The organism is Burkholderia pyrrocinia, from assembly GCF_018417535.1.
Lineage (GTDB): Bacteria > Pseudomonadota > Gammaproteobacteria > Burkholderiales > Burkholderiaceae > Burkholderia > Burkholderia pyrrocinia_E.
Genome location: NZ_CP070977.1, coordinates 649,105 through 664,720 on the forward strand (window position 1 = coordinate 649,105; position 15,616 = coordinate 664,720).

The 15,616-nt window shown below is 61.0% G+C and carries 20 protein-coding genes and 1 tRNA gene; 16 read left to right on the forward strand and 5 right to left on the reverse strand.

Annotation, left to right across the window (positions count from 1 at the left end; all coding sequences use genetic code 11):
• Positions 1-55 precede the first annotated feature (55 nt).
• From JYG32_RS03015 to ompR, 3 genes are all read right to left on the reverse strand, one after another.
• The gene (locus JYG32_RS03015; RefSeq protein ID WP_174382111.1) at positions 56-604 is read right to left on the reverse strand and encodes a peroxiredoxin; all 549 of its coding nucleotides are present in this window, start codon (positions 602-604) and stop codon (positions 56-58) included.
• Positions 605-793: 189 nt separating this feature from the next.
• Positions 794-2,155, reverse strand: a complete 1,362-nt coding sequence (locus JYG32_RS03020; protein WP_174382112.1) for an ATP-binding protein — start codon at positions 2,153-2,155, stop codon at positions 794-796.
• Between the two features lie 40 nt (positions 2,156-2,195).
• The gene (gene ompR / locus JYG32_RS03025; RefSeq protein ID WP_006478565.1) at positions 2,196-2,930 is read right to left on the reverse strand and encodes an osmolarity response regulator transcription factor OmpR; all 735 of its coding nucleotides are present in this window, start codon (positions 2,928-2,930) and stop codon (positions 2,196-2,198) included.
• A 258-nt stretch (positions 2,931-3,188) separates the two neighbouring features.
• Here ompR and JYG32_RS03030 point away from each other — a divergent pair, with 258 nt between their 5' ends.
• From JYG32_RS03030 to JYG32_RS03040, 3 genes are all read left to right on the forward strand, one after another.
• Entirely contained in the window at positions 3,189-3,464 is a 276-nt protein-coding gene (locus JYG32_RS03030; protein ID WP_174382113.1) for a hypothetical protein, read from the forward strand.
• A 133-nt stretch (positions 3,465-3,597) separates the two neighbouring features.
• A complete protein-coding gene (locus JYG32_RS03035) occupies positions 3,598-5,100 on the forward strand; it encodes a DUF1800 domain-containing protein (RefSeq protein ID WP_213264591.1) in 1,503 nt (500 codons plus the stop codon).
• Positions 5,101-5,167: 67 nt separating this feature from the next.
• Entirely contained in the window at positions 5,168-6,370 is a 1,203-nt protein-coding gene (locus JYG32_RS03040; protein WP_213264592.1) for a DUF1501 domain-containing protein, read from the forward strand.
• 10 nt (positions 6,371-6,380) lie between these two features.
• Here the strand turns inward: JYG32_RS03040 and hpnD are convergent, their stop codons facing one another.
• Entirely contained in the window at positions 6,381-7,214 is an 834-nt protein-coding gene (hpnD, locus tag JYG32_RS03045; RefSeq protein ID WP_213264593.1) for a presqualene diphosphate synthase HpnD, read from the reverse strand.
• Positions 7,215-7,451: 237 nt separating this feature from the next.
• Here hpnD and JYG32_RS03050 point away from each other — a divergent pair.
• The 13 genes from JYG32_RS03050 to JYG32_RS38805 all read left to right on the forward strand — a co-directional run bounded on the left by JYG32_RS03050 (position 7,452) and on the right by JYG32_RS38805 (position 14,670).
• Positions 7,452-7,538 (forward strand) — tRNA-Leu (locus JYG32_RS03050).
• A gap of 172 nt (positions 7,539-7,710) precedes the next feature.
• Positions 7,711-8,883, forward strand: coding sequence for a tyrosine-type recombinase/integrase (locus JYG32_RS03055; RefSeq protein WP_213264594.1), 1,173 nt, complete (start codon positions 7,711-7,713; stop codon positions 8,881-8,883).
• Between the two features lie 135 nt (positions 8,884-9,018).
• A complete protein-coding gene (locus JYG32_RS39660) occupies positions 9,019-9,267 on the forward strand; it encodes a DUF4160 domain-containing protein (protein ID WP_213264595.1) in 249 nt (82 codons plus the stop codon).
• A complete protein-coding gene (locus JYG32_RS03065) occupies positions 9,254-9,568 on the forward strand; it encodes a DUF2442 domain-containing protein (protein ID WP_213264596.1) in 315 nt (104 codons plus the stop codon). The genes JYG32_RS39660 and JYG32_RS03065 overlap by 14 nt, the downstream gene beginning before the upstream one ends.
• A gap of 102 nt (positions 9,569-9,670) precedes the next feature.
• A complete protein-coding gene (locus tag JYG32_RS03070; RefSeq protein WP_213264597.1) occupies positions 9,671-9,889 on the forward strand; it encodes a hypothetical protein in 219 nt (72 codons plus the stop codon).
• A gap of 161 nt (positions 9,890-10,050) precedes the next feature.
• A complete protein-coding gene (locus JYG32_RS03075) occupies positions 10,051-10,380 on the forward strand; it encodes a nucleotidyltransferase family protein (protein ID WP_213264598.1) in 330 nt (109 codons plus the stop codon).
• A 32-nt stretch (positions 10,381-10,412) separates the two neighbouring features.
• Entirely contained in the window at positions 10,413-10,619 is a 207-nt protein-coding gene (locus JYG32_RS03080) for a DUF4224 domain-containing protein (protein ID WP_213264599.1), read from the forward strand.
• Positions 10,620-10,699: 80 nt separating this feature from the next.
• Entirely contained in the window at positions 10,700-11,950 is a 1,251-nt protein-coding gene (locus tag JYG32_RS03085) for a hypothetical protein (protein WP_213264600.1), read from the forward strand.
• 330 nt (positions 11,951-12,280) lie between these two features.
• Positions 12,281-12,664 carry a hypothetical protein gene (locus JYG32_RS03090; protein WP_213264601.1) on the forward strand — a complete coding sequence of 128 codons (384 nt, stop codon included), beginning with the start codon at positions 12,281-12,283 and terminating at the stop codon, positions 12,662-12,664.
• On the forward strand, positions 12,657-13,013 hold the full coding sequence (locus JYG32_RS03095) for a hypothetical protein (protein WP_213264602.1): 357 nt from the start codon (positions 12,657-12,659) through the stop codon (positions 13,011-13,013). Before JYG32_RS03090 ends, JYG32_RS03095 begins: the two co-directional genes overlap by 8 nt.
• Positions 13,006-13,287, forward strand: coding sequence for a hypothetical protein (locus tag JYG32_RS03100; protein ID WP_213264603.1), 282 nt, complete (start codon positions 13,006-13,008; stop codon positions 13,285-13,287). The genes JYG32_RS03095 and JYG32_RS03100 overlap by 8 nt, the downstream gene beginning before the upstream one ends.
• A gap of 136 nt (positions 13,288-13,423) precedes the next feature.
• Positions 13,424-14,263: a DUF6387 family protein gene (locus JYG32_RS03105; protein WP_213264604.1), complete on the forward strand. Its 840-nt coding sequence runs from the start codon at positions 13,424-13,426 to the stop codon at positions 14,261-14,263.
• 140 nt (positions 14,264-14,403) lie between these two features.
• Positions 14,404-14,670 (forward strand): transcriptional regulator, encoded by a 267-nt coding sequence (locus tag JYG32_RS38805; protein WP_249744574.1) that lies wholly within the window; start codon positions 14,404-14,406, stop codon positions 14,668-14,670.
• 2 nt (positions 14,671-14,672) lie between these two features.
• Here the strand turns inward: JYG32_RS38805 and JYG32_RS03115 are convergent, their stop codons facing one another.
• Positions 14,673-15,197 (reverse strand): hypothetical protein, encoded by a 525-nt coding sequence (locus JYG32_RS03115; protein ID WP_213264605.1) that lies wholly within the window; start codon positions 15,195-15,197, stop codon positions 14,673-14,675.
• Between the last annotated feature and the right edge of the window lie 419 nt (positions 15,198-15,616).

A 15,616-nucleotide genomic window follows, 5' to 3' on the forward strand; every position in this document is an offset into this window, starting at 1 on the left:
CGTTAAAAAAGCCCGCAGGCAGCAAGTGCGCTGCGGGCTTCGTGCATCGATGCGCTTACAGCGTTGCGCCGCCGACCGCACGGTTGCACGGGCACAGTTCGTCCGTTTGCAGGCCGTCCAGAATACGCAGGACTTCTGCCGGGCTGCGGCCGACGTTCAGGTTGTTCACCGAAACGTGCTGGATCGTGTTGTCCGGATCGACGATGAACGTTGCACGCAGGGCCACGCCGGCTTCCTTGTCGCGCACGCCGAGCTGGTCGATCAGCTCGCCTTTGACGTCGCCGAACGAGTAGTGGTTCAGCTTGTCCAGGTCCTTGTGCTCACGGCGCCATGCGAGCTTGACGAATTCGTTGTCCGAGCTGCCGCCCAGCAGGATGGCGTCGCGCTCTTCGAACTGCTTCGTGAGCTTCGCGAACTCGACGATTTCCGTCGGGCACACGAACGTGAAATCCTTCGGATAGAAGTAGATGATCTTCCACTTGCCCGGGAACGACGCTTCGGTGATGGTTTCGAACGCCGACTGGCCGTTTTCCTCGTGATTGTTGAAGCCCGGCTTCGCGGCTACGACGGTGAAAGCTTCGAGTTTATCGCCCACGGTTTTCATGCGGATACTCCTGTATGAGTTGGGAAGAAGACAGAGTCAAGCTACCTCGGTGCTGCAACGATGGTGTGACAGCATGGGGAAGACTGTAACACTATTAGTAAAGTACTTCAATAGATTTTGGCTAACGATCGCCATAGTTTTTTTCAACTGGATCGATAGTGTGAAGCGCAGGAAGCGTGCGCGAGCGCGTCACGCGGTCGCACGCGCCTTGCCGGCGCCGGGAAATTCGAGCGTGACTTCGAGACCCGCGTCGGGGATGCGGTTGCGCAGGCGCAGCGCGCCGCGATAGCGGCCGACGAGCCGCAGCACGATCGCCATCCCGAGGCCCGTGCCGTCCGCCTTGGTGCGCGCGGTGTCGACGCGATAGAACGGCCGCATCACGAGCGGCAACTGATCCTCGGGGATGCCGGGGCCTTCGTCGCTCACCGACAGCTCGACGCGCGCGTGCGACACGCGTGTCTCGAGCGTGATGCGCGAGATGCCGTCCTGCTTGCTCTGGCCGTACTTGCGCGCGTTCTCGACGAGGTTGCCGATCACGCGGCGCATGTCGGTCTCGTCGGCTTCGATGACCGCGCTCGGCGCGAGCCGCGTGCGGATCTCGACGCCGTCCTCGCTCGATACGCGCGCGGCGACTTCCTGCGCGATCGACGACAGGTCGACGGGTTCGGGCTTGCGTTGCGACGGGCGCGCGTAGTCGATGAAGGCTGCGATGATGCGGTCCATCTGCTCGATGTCGTCGACCATCGCATCCTTGGTCGCCTGGTCGGACGGGCTCATCTCGGTTTCGAGGCGCAGCCGCGCGAGCGGCGTGCGCAGGTCGTGCGAGATGCCCGCGAGCATCAGCGCGCGGTCGGCCTCGAGCTGTTCGAGGTCGCGCACCATCTGGTTGAAGCTGCGGTTGGTCTCGGCCGCGACGCCCATCCCGCGCTCGGGCAGCAACTCGGGTGTCTGGCCCGAGCCGATCTGGCGCGCGGCGAGCGCGAGCCGCGAGAACGGCCGGTTCACGAGGCTCGTGATGAACGCGGAGCCGAACAGCGACAGCGCGAGCGCGAACAGCCCCCAGCCGGCCCACTGCAGGCCGGTGACGTTGTCGAGCTGGTCGCGGTCGAGCGCGACCCAGTAATCGTCGTCGTCGATCTTGAAGCTGATCCACACGCCGGGAATGTCGTTGACCGACTGCGCGATCACGGTATCGTCGCCGAGGCGGCTGCGGATGTCGTGCTCGATCAGTCGGTTCAGCGATTCGTCGGGCTGCAGCTTGAACTTGTCGGTTTTCTCGCGCGGGTAAACGCGCACGCCCTCGTTGCTCTCGAGATCCTGCAGCAGCGCGCGCCGCAGATCGGGATCGGAATAGAGCAGGGCAGTGCGCGTGAGCTTCACGACCGCGACGAGCTGCAGCGCGACGCGCTGCGCACGCGGCTCGCGTTCGATCACGCGAAAGCTCTGGAACCACGCGGCGAGACTGACCGAGATCAGCAGCGCGATCAGCAGGAAGGTGCGCCAGAACAGCCCGCCGAACGCGAGCTGCAGGAGGCGCCGGTCGATACGCATGGGACGGGCCGTGGGCGGGCGAAACCGGAAAAGAAAAAGGTCAGGCGGCGCCGTCCGGGATGAACACGTAGCCGAGGCCCCAGACGGTCTGGATGAAACGCGGGCTGCCCGGATCCGGTTCGATCAGCTTGCGCAGGCGCGAGATCTGCACGTCGAGGCTGCGGTCGAACACTTCGTATTCACGGCCGCGCGCGAGCTCCATCAGCTTCTCGCGCGACAGCGGCTGGCGCGGATGGCGGGCGAACACCTTCAGCACCGAGAATTCGCCGGTCGTCAGCGGAATTTCCTGGCCGGACTTCGTCAGCGTGCGCGTCGCGAGGTTCAGCGAGAACTCGCCGAACTCGAACACCTCGGTGGTTTCCGACGGCGCGCCCGGCAGTTCGGCCGGCGCCTGACGACGCAGCACCGCATGAATGCGCGCGACGAGTTCGCGCGGGTTGAACGGCTTCGGCAGGTAATCGTCGGCGCCCATCTCGAGGCCGACGATGCGATCGACGTCCTCGCCCTTTGCGGTGAGCATGATGATCGGCGTGCGGTCGTTGCTGCCGCGCAGGCGGCGGCAGATCGACAGGCCGTCTTCGCCCGGCAGCATCAGGTCGAGCACGAGCAGGTCGAAACGCTCGCGTACCCAGAGCTTGTTCATCGCGGTCGCGTTTTCCGCGACATATACGTTGAAGCCCTGCTCGCCGAGATAGCGGCGCAGCAGATCGCGCAAGCGCGGGTCGTCGTCGACGACGAGAATCTTCGAGGGGTTTTTCGTTTCCATGATCGGCATCTTATCGCGAATGGGAATTGGCGCACGGCCGCGTATTTTCGTGCGTTACAGTCGGTTACAAAATTTACCCGTAGTGTCGCGCCGAGTAAAGGCAGGCTATAGAGATTCCTTTACTCGAAGCCGAAATTCGGTAGATACTCCCCTGCACTCCATCTTTCATCTTTGCACACCCGAATTCCGCAGGGTTTTTCAAGTACCAGAGGTAGCCGGTTGCCGCGTGACGAAGGGAACAAATCGACCAAAGAAGCGAGGACGGTCATGCGATCTGCCCGGATTGCACTGATGCTGACGATCGCGCTTGCCGGTCCATATGCGTCGAGCTTCTCGTATGCGCAGCGCCCCGAGCAGGGCGTACCGTCGCGCAAGCTGCCGCGCGGCAAAGCGCCGCAGCCCGACCGTGCCGCCGAGACGGTCCGTTCCGCCGTGCCTCCCGATCTCGAACAGCACCGCCGCGACGGGCACATGACGCCCGAGGAGCGCCACCTTCTGCGCCAGCACATCGAAGACGCCGTTCGCGAGTTGTACAAGCGCTGAAGCGCGCCGTCTTCACCCTGCGCGGAACACGCCGCGCGGAAAAAATTCGTAGCACTTTTTCCGTCAACTTTCGCCTGCCGATTGCCGTTGTACCGGCATCCGCACCGCCGGTGCGTTCCCGGAGTCCATGACGATGAAAGCGAACGCTGCCGCACCGGCGCCGTCGCCGGCCATGCAGTCGGCGCTCGACGCCGACGATGCGCAGTTTTTCCTGAGCCGCACCGGTTTCTCTCCCGCGCCCGCCGAAGTCGCGCGCGTCGTCGGCATGACGCGCGCGCAGGTCGTGGCCGACGCGCTCGGCAATGTTCGCCGCGAACCCGTTACGGCTTGGCCCGACTGGATCGCCGAATTGCCGCCGACGCGCGCGCAGCGCCAGGCGCTGACCGCCGACATGCGCCGCGACGAGCAGCGCGAGCGCAATAGCCGCTACGATGCGTTGCGCGCGGCGTGGGTCAACGAGATGGTCGTGACGCCGTCGCCGCTGACCGAGCGCATGACGCTGTTCTGGCACGGGCACTTCACGTCGGGACAGGACAAGGTGCCTTATCCGCAAACGATGGCCGCGCAGAACGCGCTGTTTCGCCGCGAGGCGCTCGGCAACTTCGGCACGCTGCTGCATGCGGTCGCGAAGGACCCGGCGATGCTGCAGTATCTCGACGGCGCGAGCAATCGCAAGGGGCGCCCGAACGAGAATTTCGCGCGCGAGGTGATGGAGCTGTTCACGCTCGGTGAAGGGCACTACACGCAGTACGACGTGACGGAAGCCGCGCGCGCGATGACGGGCTGGACGGTCGATCCCGATACGCTGCGCTTCGAGGTGCGGCCGGATTTGCACGATGCGGGCGACAAGACGATTCTCGGCGAAACGGGGCCGTTCGACGGCGACGGCTTTGCCGACATCCTGCTGAAGCGGCCCGGTACCGCGCGCTTCATCGTCGGCAAGCTGTGGCGCGAGTTCGTGTCCGATACACCCGACGCGGGCGCGCTCGATCTCGTGGCCGAGCGGTTTCGCGCGAGCGGCTACGACATCCGCGCGGCGCTCGCCGCGCTGTGGTCGACCGACGCGTTCTGGGATCCACGCAACCGCGGCGTGCTTGTCAAGTCGCCGGCCGAGTTCGTCGTCGGGTCGGTGCGGCTGTTCGACGTCGCGTACGGCGATCCGCAGATGCTCGCAAACACCGTGCGCACGCTCGGGCAGAACCTGTTCTATCCGCCGAACGTGAAGGGCTGGCCGGGCGGCGCGTTGTGGATCAACAGCACCACGCTGCTCGCGCGCAAGCAGTTCGTCGAGCAACTGTTCCGCGCGACGGAGACGGCCGGCATGCGGCCGCCGGCGCATCCGATGGCGCCGTCGCCGAATGCGCGGGCGCACGCGATGCCGGTGGCCGACACGGCGTCCGCCGCCGGCATGCGCGGCGCGCCGGCCAAGCCCGCGCGCGGCGGCCTGCGTTTCGACCTCGAGCGCTGGCTTGCGCAATATCGCGCGCGGCCGCAGGCGATCGCGGGATTGTCGACCGAGCTTCAGCTCCAGCACGCGGTGCTGCCCGTGTCGCCGGTCGCGGCGATCGACACGGATTCGACCGGTAGCGCGTATCTCGAGGCGCTGCTGATGGATCCGGCCTATCAATTGAAATGATGCAAACGACGACGAATCGGAGCGCCGCTGTGGCAAAGGTGCCGGGCGGCGGACCAAAGGATGCACGATGAACCGACGTGATTTTCTGACACTGACGGGTGCCGCGGCCGCGGCGGGCGTGTCGATGTGGCAGTCGCCCGCGCTGGCGGCATCGGTGACGCCGGCCGGCTATGCGAACGTGCTGATCCTCGTCGAGCTGAAGGGCGGCAATGACGGCCTCAATACGGTGGTGCCGTATGCGGACCCGCTGTACTACCAGTTCCGGCGCAGCATCGGCATCAAGCGCGAGCAGGTGCTGCAGCTCGACGCGCACACCGGGCTGCACCCGTCGCTCGCGCCGCTGATGCCGCTGTGGCGCGACGGGCAGGTCGCGGTCGTGCAGGGCGTCGGCTATCCGCAGCCGAACCTGTCGCATTTCCGCTCGATCGAGATCTGGGATACCGCGTCGCGCTCGGACCAGTACCTGCACGAAGGCTGGCTCACGCGCACGTTCGCGCAGGCACCGGTGCCGCCCGGTTTCGCGGCGGACGGCGTCGTGCTCGGCAGCGCCGAGATGGGGCCACTTGCGAACGGCGCGCGCGCGATTGCGCTCGTCAATCCCGCGCAGTTCATCCGTGCGGCCCGGCTCGCCGAGCCGTCGTCGCTGCGCGAGCAGAACCCGGCACTTGCGCACATCATCGATGTCGAGAACGATATCGTGAAGGCCGCCGACCGGCTGCGCCCGCGCGGCGGGATGCGCGAATTCAGGACGGCGTTTCCGGCCGGCGCGTTCGGCACGTCGGTCAAGACCGCGATGCAGGTGCTGGCCGCGTGCGAAGCGTCCGGGCCCGGTGCGCAGGATGGCGTCGCGGTGCTGCGCCTGACGCTCAACGGCTTCGACACGCACCAGAACCAGCCGGGGCAGCAGGCCGCGTTGCTCAAGCAGTTTGCGGAAGGGATGAGCGCGATGCGCGGTGCGCTGATCGAACTCGGGCGCTGGAACCAGACGCTCGTGATGACATATGCGGAATTCGGGCGGCGCGTGCGCGAGAACCAGAGCAACGGTACCGATCACGGTACGGCCGCGCCGCATTTCGTGATGGGCGGTCGCGTGGCCGGCGGGCTGTACGGCGCGCCGCCGGCGCTCGGGCGGCTCGACGGCAACGGCAACTTGCCGGTCGCGGTCGATTTCCGCCAGCTCTACGCGACCGTGCTCGGGCCGTGGTGGGGGCTCGATGCGACGCGCGTGCTGCAGCAGCGCTTCGACACGCTGCCGCTGTTGAAGGCGTGATGCGCCGGATTCAGCGCCGGCGTGCGGCGCGCCACGCGATCCACAGCTTGCGGATCGGCGTCAGCGCGATGCGCTGGTGCAGCACCTGGTAGCCGTCGCGCTCGATTTCGTCGAGCAGCGCGCCGCCCAATGCGATCTGAGCGCGCAGCGTGCGCTGCGCGCGGCGTTCGGATGCGGGGATCGCTGCATCGACGGCCGCGAGCGCTTCGCGCGCGCGCGCCGTCTGGAATTGCAGCAACTCGGTGAAGGCCGGGCTGTAGCGGCGGTTCAGCAGATCGGCCGCGGTCACGTTGTAGCGCTGCAGTTCGTCGATCGGCAGGTAGATGCGGCCGTGGCGCGCGTCGTTGCCGAGTTCCTGCACGAATTGTGCGAGCATCAGCGCGCGGCCGGCGTCCGCGGCCCACGGCTGCGGGTCGGCCGGGTTCGCGGCGCTGGCGCGTGCGACCAGCGACGCGAAGGTGCCGCCGACCTGCGCGATATAGCGCTGCAGGTTCGCGAAATCAAGGTAGCGCGCCTGTTCGAGGTCCATTCCGTAACCGTTGACGAGCGTGCGTAATGTGTCTGCCTCGGCGGCGATCTCCGGATGATGCTGCGCGAGCGCCTTCGTGACGGGGTGCGACGGCTGTCCGGCGGCCAGCGCCGCGAGCTCCTTGTGCCACCACGCGAGCTTCGTGTGTCCGACGGTCGGGTCGCTGGTTTCCTTGACGGTTTCCTCGAGTTCGCGGCGCAGCGCGAACAGCGCCGTCAGGCGCGGCTGCGTGGCGAGGGGCGCCTGACGCAACGCGTAGTAGACGCTGGAGCCCGCGGGGGCGGCCTTTTGCTGACAGTAGTCGTCGAAGTTCACGGGCGGAATCGGGTGGGGGCGGGTTCGGGGGACGCGCGGCGGCGCGGTGCCGAAACGTCGAGCGCGGCATTCTAGCACCGCTGCACGGCAGGTGCCGGCAGGGCGAGACAAGGCCGCACGGATCGGGTAGAATCTCGCGCTCGCCTGTTCGGGCGTGCCGGTTTTCAGGCCGGCTTGAAGTCCCGGGCGCGTGGAGAACGCATCTTGCGTGCCGCGCGGTCAGGCGACAGAAAATGCGCGTGAGTGGCGAAATTGGTAGACGCACCAGGTTTAGGTCCTGACGCCCGCAAGGGTGTGCCGGTTCGAGTCCGGCCTCACGCACCACATATACTCCCAAGCATTTCCATGTTTGGCCAAAAAGCCCCGTCAGTCAAGCACTTACGGGGCTTTTTGTTACCAGTGTTGCCCATCACTTCCCATTGACACCCACGGAATCGGGGGGCATCGTAGGGGGCAGTTTTCCTGTTCTGGGGCATCGAAATGCCCCCATGCTCAAATGCCCCTTACCGATGTCGCCATCCGTGCGGCCAAGCCTCGCGAAAAGTCCTACAAGCTGGCCGACGGCCAGGGCATGTACCTCGAGGTCATGCCGAGCGGGTCGAAGTACTGGCGATTGAAGTATCGCATCGACGGCAAGGAGAAGCGGATGGCCCTCGGGGTCTATCCGGCCGTGCCCCTGCTGGCAGCTCGGAAGGCTCGCGACGAGATCAAGGAACAGCTCCGCGGTGGTCTGGATCCTTCGCACGAAAAGAAGCGTGTGAAGCTGCAGCGCAGTCTCGATCGCGCGAACTCGTTCGAGCCCATTGCTCGGGAGTGGCACGAGCAGCGGAAGGGGGCGTGGAGCGAACGCCACGCGGACCGGATCATAAAGCTGCTCGAGCGCGAGTTATTTCCGGTGCTTGGTGCGCGACCGATCGCCGGTATCTCGGCGCCGGAACTGCTCGAAGTCATCCGCAAGATCGAGGCGCGTGACGCGATTGAGTTGGCGCACAAGGCGATCCGGACAACGAGTCACATCTTTCGATATGCCATTGCCACCGGCCGGGCGGAGCGTGACCCTGCACCCGATCTGCGCGGCGCGTTGAAGACCCGTACCGTCGTTCACATGAGGCGCGTCAGTGAGGCTGAGCTTCCGGAGCTCGTGCAGAAGATCAATGCATACGAAGGCGACTACCAGACGCGGCTGGCGCTGCAATTCATGGCACTGACGTTCGTCCGAACGAGCGAGCTTCGATTCGCAGAATGGACCGAGATCGACGAAAAGAAGAAAGAGTGGCGGATCCCGCCCGAGAAAATGAAGATGCGCTCGCCGCACATCGTGCCGTTGTCGAAGCAGGCGCTCGAGGTGGTGGCGAAGCTGCGCGAACTGAACGGCCATAGCCAGTTCCTGTTCCCGAGCCGATCGAGTTCCAAGAAGCCGATCAGCGAGAACACGATCCTGTACGCCTTGTACCGGATGGGCTACCACTCACGGATGACCGGGCACGGCTTCCGCGGCCTCGCGTCGACTATCCTGAACGAGCACAATTTCAACCGGGACTGGATAGAGCGCCAGCTTGCGCATAGCGAGCGGGACGGCGTCCGGGCGGCGTACAATCACGCCGAATACCTGCCCGAACGCCGGAAGATGATGCAATGGTGGGGCGACTATCTGCAGTCAAACCTGTGAGATTTGCGGCGCAGTGTCCAGAAAATTTACGGTCAGTGAGGGGAAGCGGGGCGGAGATGTAATAGGGTTTACACCTAGATATCGCACATTATGCCTCGTGTAACTTGACAAGTAATAAAAGACAAGAACTGACCAATGGTTACTGTGGATACCCTCCGGGGATGGCGAATCGTAATCTATTCAAACGACCATCGACCAGCGCATGTCCATGTCAACGGGCCTGGAAAGTCGGCCGTTTTTCTCCTGAACTGTCCGGGCGGACCCGTCAGCCTTAGGGAATGTAAAGGTTTTTCGTCCAAAGAACTTCAGGACATTGAGGATCATCTAAACAAGCATGTCGCTGAGTATTGCGCGAAATGGGGAGAAATCCATGACAATCACTGAAGACGATGTGCGCGCCGCGGAAGAGCGCATGGAGGCTCGGCTCAAGGATTCACCTGCAGCCACGGAAGCCCACTTCGACGGCAAAAACGTGATCGTCAAGCTGTCAAACGGCAAGGAATTTAACTTCAACCCTGCGAAAGTTCAGGGTCTAGAGCGGGCCAGCGCACGGGAACTGAAGTACATCGAATTGTCCCCATTCGGGGATGGGCTCTACTTTCCGGAGTTGGACGTGGATCTCTATGTTCCTGCACTTCTCAAAGGAATTTTCGGCTCAAAGGCATGGATGAAGGCCCATCACTGATCGTTCTATCGAGCTGCTCCGTTAAGCCCCGCCTCCGCGCGGGGCTTTTCACATCTGAAGGCCTGCGCGATGATGACGCTGTTTCGTGACCCGGAGCGTCCCATGCCTGCCATCAAACTGCGCATCCCCCGTGAAGACGTTTTCGACTTCCGCGACGATTTCACCGCCTGGTCGGCCTCGGTTGGTGCCGATCCACGTCTAGACCCAGGTTTCGAGCCATACGTGACGACCAACATGTCGTCTCCAACCCTGTACGTTGCCGAACTGGACGAATCGTTTTTCGAGCAATATCCGCAGTGGCGTCAGTTCGTGGAGCATTGACTGCGCGGCCGGCCCCCGAGCCACGGATGGTTAGGCGGATGACGTCGAATGTCGAAGCGGCGCGTGCGATGCTGCAGCTTTACCCCGCGGATGAGATGGCGGCCGTACTCGCGCCGAACTGATACAGTTTGTGGACCGTTTGATTGCGACGAGTTGAGGCAATGGAGAACGACGTTCGGTTGGCTGCAACGGCTATCTCAAGATGGGCAGTTACAAAGCCGATCATCCGGCGAGTGTTCATCTTTGGCAGCCGTGTACGCGACGATTTTCGCGAGGACAGCGACCTCGACGTCGCTATCGAGATCGACGGCGTAAATGGCAATGCATTGGCGACTTGGATGTTCGATACGAAGACGTGGCATGCCGAGATTTCGGGACTTGCGTCGTTCGAGATCGATCTGGAGTTTTTTGACGGCGACGAGACGCCAACTATCAAGGCCGCGATCGAGAGATCCAGCGTTCTTATCTACACGCGCGCGGACATAGCTTGATGCATTGACGAAGGGTCATGGGATAGACACCGATGGGTATCCTCACGAAAGAAGAACTGGTCGAATTGACGGGCGGGCTGAAGCAGGGTGCCGCCCAGATCCGCTGGATCGAGCGCGCCCTCGGCATCAAGGCGCCTCGGCGCATCGACGGAACGCCGATGATCACGTGGGAACAGATCAACAATGTGCTAAATCCCGATCGGCCAGAGCGTAGCCGTGGGATCAACTGGACGAAGTAGCTATAGATTTCTTCTACCTGCCACGAAGCAGGCATGCCCACGTGGAGGCAAAAGAACGATGTGCATAGAAGGATTGGTCGATGCAGACGCTTGAGCGCGGCGAGCTTTATGACCTTGTGTGGCAGATGCCGATGATCGAACTTGGCAAGAGATACGGAGTATCGCGCGACGCGATCCGATGGGCATGCATTCAGCTGAATGTGCCTTTGCCTCCCCAAGGGTACTGGGGCGCCCTGGCGGCCGGCAAGGTGATGGAGCGCACCGCGTTGCAGCCGCTGCAGCCCGATCAAGCAACATTTCTAAACGTCGCTGCACTGGTCGAGAGAGACGCGCCGCATCCCCGGCAGCATATACGTCGGTCGGCACCCAAGCCTCCGTTAGTGGAGAGAATATTTGGTGTTAAACCATCACAACCGGAAGTCCCTCCGGTGGTCGTCCCGGCCGGCTACAAGTGGCATCCATCGATTCAGCCGATAAAAAAGCAACTGGAGGCGAGAGCGTCAGGGGTGCGAGCTGCAAAGAGCCGCTACGATTGGGAGCAGGCGCATCCCGGCAAGAGCTATCCGTACCGAGACGACTCTCATACAAGCTGGGAATACTTTGTTGCGAGCGGGAAAATATTAGATACGTCTCACGGCAAGCAAGTGATGCGGGTTTCGCTGAACACATATGAGCGCGGACTGATGCTCCTGAACGACACTGTATTGGCAGCGATCGACGCAGGATTCTCCGTGAAGAAGGGCGATGGAAAGACTCCCATTTGTCTAGATCGAGGTGGGGCTTCCGTGAGCCTGAGATTGATCGAGCGAATCAAAGTCCGTACTCGAGATAGCAAAGATCGTTCGTTGAATAAAGTTGTTCAGGAACGCTACACGGTTCCTTCTGGTCGACTCGATCTCATTGTTGAGCAGGAAGGACTTGGCGAGACTGTCGTCCGAGAAGACGATTTCGCTGAATCTGCGACAGGCATGGCCAAGATCATGCAGGCGCTGGAGAAGCGGCATGCACGTTCTATAGCGCAGGTCGCTCAGTGGGCACAAGATAGGCAGCGCCGCAACGAGGAAGAACTGCTCCGTCTGCAGAAGGAGAAGCAAAGACTTGCTGAGCAAAAGCTAGCTGAAGCAGAAAGGGTAAGGAGAGACGAATTGGTGCGCGAGGCCCAATCATGGCAACAATCCGACGTGCTACGTCTGTATCTTGCTGAACTGGATCGCCGAATGTTGGCTGGTGGCGTGCCGGCGAAAGGCTATCAAGACTGGCGTCAATGGGCAGAAGAGATCGCACGTGATCTCGATGCGGCAGCGTTGCGCGTTAAGCTGCCACGGGGGTGAACGAACTTCGTGATGTGCACCTCAGGGGCCGGGCTGGTTTACAAATTTCTGCTTGACGACGAAACCAACGGGACATAATCTTCAACTGCGCTTGAGACAACAAGCGACGGGTTTGGCGACCTGATTTCACAAAGGCGGACGACGACCGCCAGATGGCGGTATTTTTTCGTCTGCACACTACACGTGCGTCCAGTTCAACGGGCGGGCAGTGGTGGGGATACCTTCGGGTATGCCGGGTTCCTTTGTGTCCGGTTCGCCAACCTTGCTATCTGCCTGCCCACCCTCATTTGGCGATGAGGGCGCAGGTTCTTTGATCACAAAGGACCCGCCATGTCTACCGTCAAGCCTGCTCAAACTCCCCAAGACAACAACAGGGGGCACGCTGTTATCGACGCATCGATCGATGAAGTCGAACTCAACAACCTGTCCGAGAAGTTCGACCTTTTCACTCCCGAAGGCGCGGAGTTGATCACCGGCGTCAGTGCATCGATTCACCTCAACCAGTGCTACAAGTCGTTCCAGGCGATCGACGCGATCACGCGTATCTTGATCGCCGACGGCGTGGCGCATGACTGCGATCGGCCGGTTCTAACCGGATATCTGAGCGGAGGTTTGCTCATTGCGGCGAGCATGCTTTCCGAAGTCGCCGTCAGCAATCTCGAGGAACTTGCGGGTTCGGTCAACAAGCGACTGAATGGGGTGAATCATGTCTAATCGAGTGGCGGCCGCCGCGGGCGTCATCGAGTTCTTCATGGGCCGGACAGACTTCAAAGCGCTCGACAAAGTTGACTTGCTCTTCCTCACATGTGCCGGCGAACAGGCAGTAACGGAGGCGACCAATCTAAGTCGCATTGTGACCGGCCTTGGCTGCCTCATCTCGGAGGACCAGACTCGTGACGGCGCTCAGTCCGGAGCGCTGTGGGACGACGACCTTCCCTCGGTGCTCTGGAATATTGCCAACCAGATCGATGCGATCGGGCAACTGACGTTCGTTGCCAGCGAGGCGGATTACGAACTGCGTCGCCGTGCCGAGGAAGGTGCGAAGGAGGTCGGTCATGGCTAAGCGCTACTTGCCTCCAGGGTACCGGGTAGGCGCTGAGACGTTAGTTGCCAAGCTTCGGGAGTGGAGGGCAGATCCGGAGCACAATTACCCACTTCAGACTGCCGCGAAGATTCGCGAGGCCGTCACGAGCCTGGATGGCGCCGAGCGGGCCGGATTCGAAGATTCTCTGGCACTGCTTTTCCACATGTACGCGTTTGAGGGATGCGGGCCGCTCTTCGAGAGCTGGGACCCGATCCCCGAACTGGAGGATCCGGATTACTTGCCGACGGATTGACGTTCTGCGTTGCAACATGCCGCGCCGAATCGGTGCGGCATAATCTAATTAACCGCGCCTAGCTCGACGGGGCGAAAGCAGGGATCCCTTACCCTGTTGGCACGGTCCCTTTTAAGGATTTGCGTGCGGGAACGCAATGGAAAAGAAATCCGAACTGCAATTGGCTCAATTGCCTAAATCGTTCCAGGTGGAAAAATACGATGAGTGCGCGAGTTTTAATGCGCAAGATTGGTACAGCAATCTTATGCATCGAGCGTTGCGCAAAAGCATGGCTTCGCATGGAGAATACTATGCCAATGAGTTGAAGGGAGGGGCCGATCGCGTGTTGGAGAGGCCAATTTTTCCTCGGATGAAAATTTCGGAAGGTGATGGGTTTTCGAAGAATGTATTTAAATCTCAGATTCTAGATCAGACCGCATACGATTACCTTACAGGTGAATGGATTTTAAGAATATATGATAGCGGGGATTCATCGTATCGAGATGCATTGACAACTATGGATGAAGAAGTTCATGGTGAATCTAATTTTGGTGAGAAAGCAAGTAAAGCATATGAAAAGCTGGACGTCCCCGCGTGGAAAATGCTCACAGATCTAGGCTTTGATATATCTGGTGAGGTTCTGGTTAGCGTTGATTTGTACGCTTCTGAAGAAAAGTTGATTGAAGATTTTAGAGCGTGGCTTCGTACTACCCGAGAGAAGCTCGGTGTTCCGAATATAAAGAGAAAGTTTACTGAGGCTGATTTTGAGCGGTGGCATCAAAATAAGATATTAGGCTATCTGGATCTGACGTTTTGGGCTCATATTAATGGTTATAGATTGACAAATGAGATGATCGGCTCGGCGTTATTCCCAGACGAGTACAGCGTCAGCCTGTCAGAGCGGGTGCGTAAGGTTGTGGCGCCACTTGCGCTTTCTGCATCTAGTTCAGCGTACATCGAAGCATTGCTGTCTCAAGCGCTGAACGAAGCGGAATGAAAACAGAGTGGATTTTGCACCGGAATGACATAATCAAAATTTTTGTTCCGGAAAGGATTTGAGGATTTTTCGTCCCTTTCTTACTGAGATTCACGAAACTAACATAGCTCATCGCCCAAATCTACCAACGGTGAGCGAAAGTGAAGAAGACAGCAGCGCCAGCCGAATCAGGCAAGCCGACCGAGCCGATCCTTCCGCGGGTCGGCCTCTCCAAGTGGGCGCAGATCGCGCCCTTTATTCCGATGTGCCGCGAGTCGTGGCGGAAGCTTGGGCTCGCCGGTAAGGCACCCCAGCCGATCCGGATGAGCCGCACGCACTCCTGCTACAGCAACGCCGAAGTACATCGCTGGCTGGCGGATCCGCTCAGCTACGTCGTGGCGCCGCAGGAAGATCGGGAGGCGGCGTGAAGTTAGCGACGAGCCATCGGGTTTTCGGTCCGGAGAGTCGTGATGGGCGGAAGATCCCCGGTCAGAAAACGTTCCTTGCAGACGCGACATTCATATCCGGTGAAGCTTCCCATGTACAAGTGGGGCTGCAGAGTGGATCGAAGTCCTTTCCCGTCGAAGCATGGCTGACAGAAGATGTTGAGCGGCTGAGATCGAGCTGGCGATCCTTCAGCACCAGGAACGCCGTCATCCTCGATTTGATACGCACGCAGTCCACGGCCGATGTCGACCAGAACGAGCTTTCCCCGATCCTCGATGAGCTTTTCCAGTTCGCGGACCTTCTTCTCAGCCTCGAAATATTTCTGCTGTTCCCGGAACAGCTCGCCCTGCAGCATGAAGAGACTGTCCTGAGCCTTAAGAATCTGATCGTTGAGTTGGGTGACGGTTGCCGCAAGCTCGTTGAAATCTCGCAGACCGATCGCCGCTTTGCCGAGTTCCTTCGCGGCTGTAATCGACATTACAGCTGCATTCAGAAGCGAAACGTCCATGGGAATCCCCCGGATAGTGGTCTATGTGGTTGTCGCGATCACGATTCTACTGCCGGTGCGGATTCCCACCTGAAAGACGGGGGATCGACGTGATGCTGCACACGAACATTGCCGACAAGTTCCTGATCGTAGCGGCAGTCTCCTTGATCGAAAAGTTCAAGAACACCACGCAGTTGATCGGTTTCTCAGGACGGGTTGAGGTGGTTTCCGGTACGACGACTACAAGGCTTTCGTCCACCTCCAGCAAAGTGTTGGCGGTCTTGGTTGGCGGGCTTGGAGCGGTGCAGTGGGGTCTCTTAAACCGACATCTCCGCTCGGGGTCGCCGGTCGAAGAGAAGATAATTGACCGTGGACAGTGGCTAGGCTTGATTCGGACCACTATCACTCACTGCGGCTGGCGATGCTCCCTTGCACCGAAA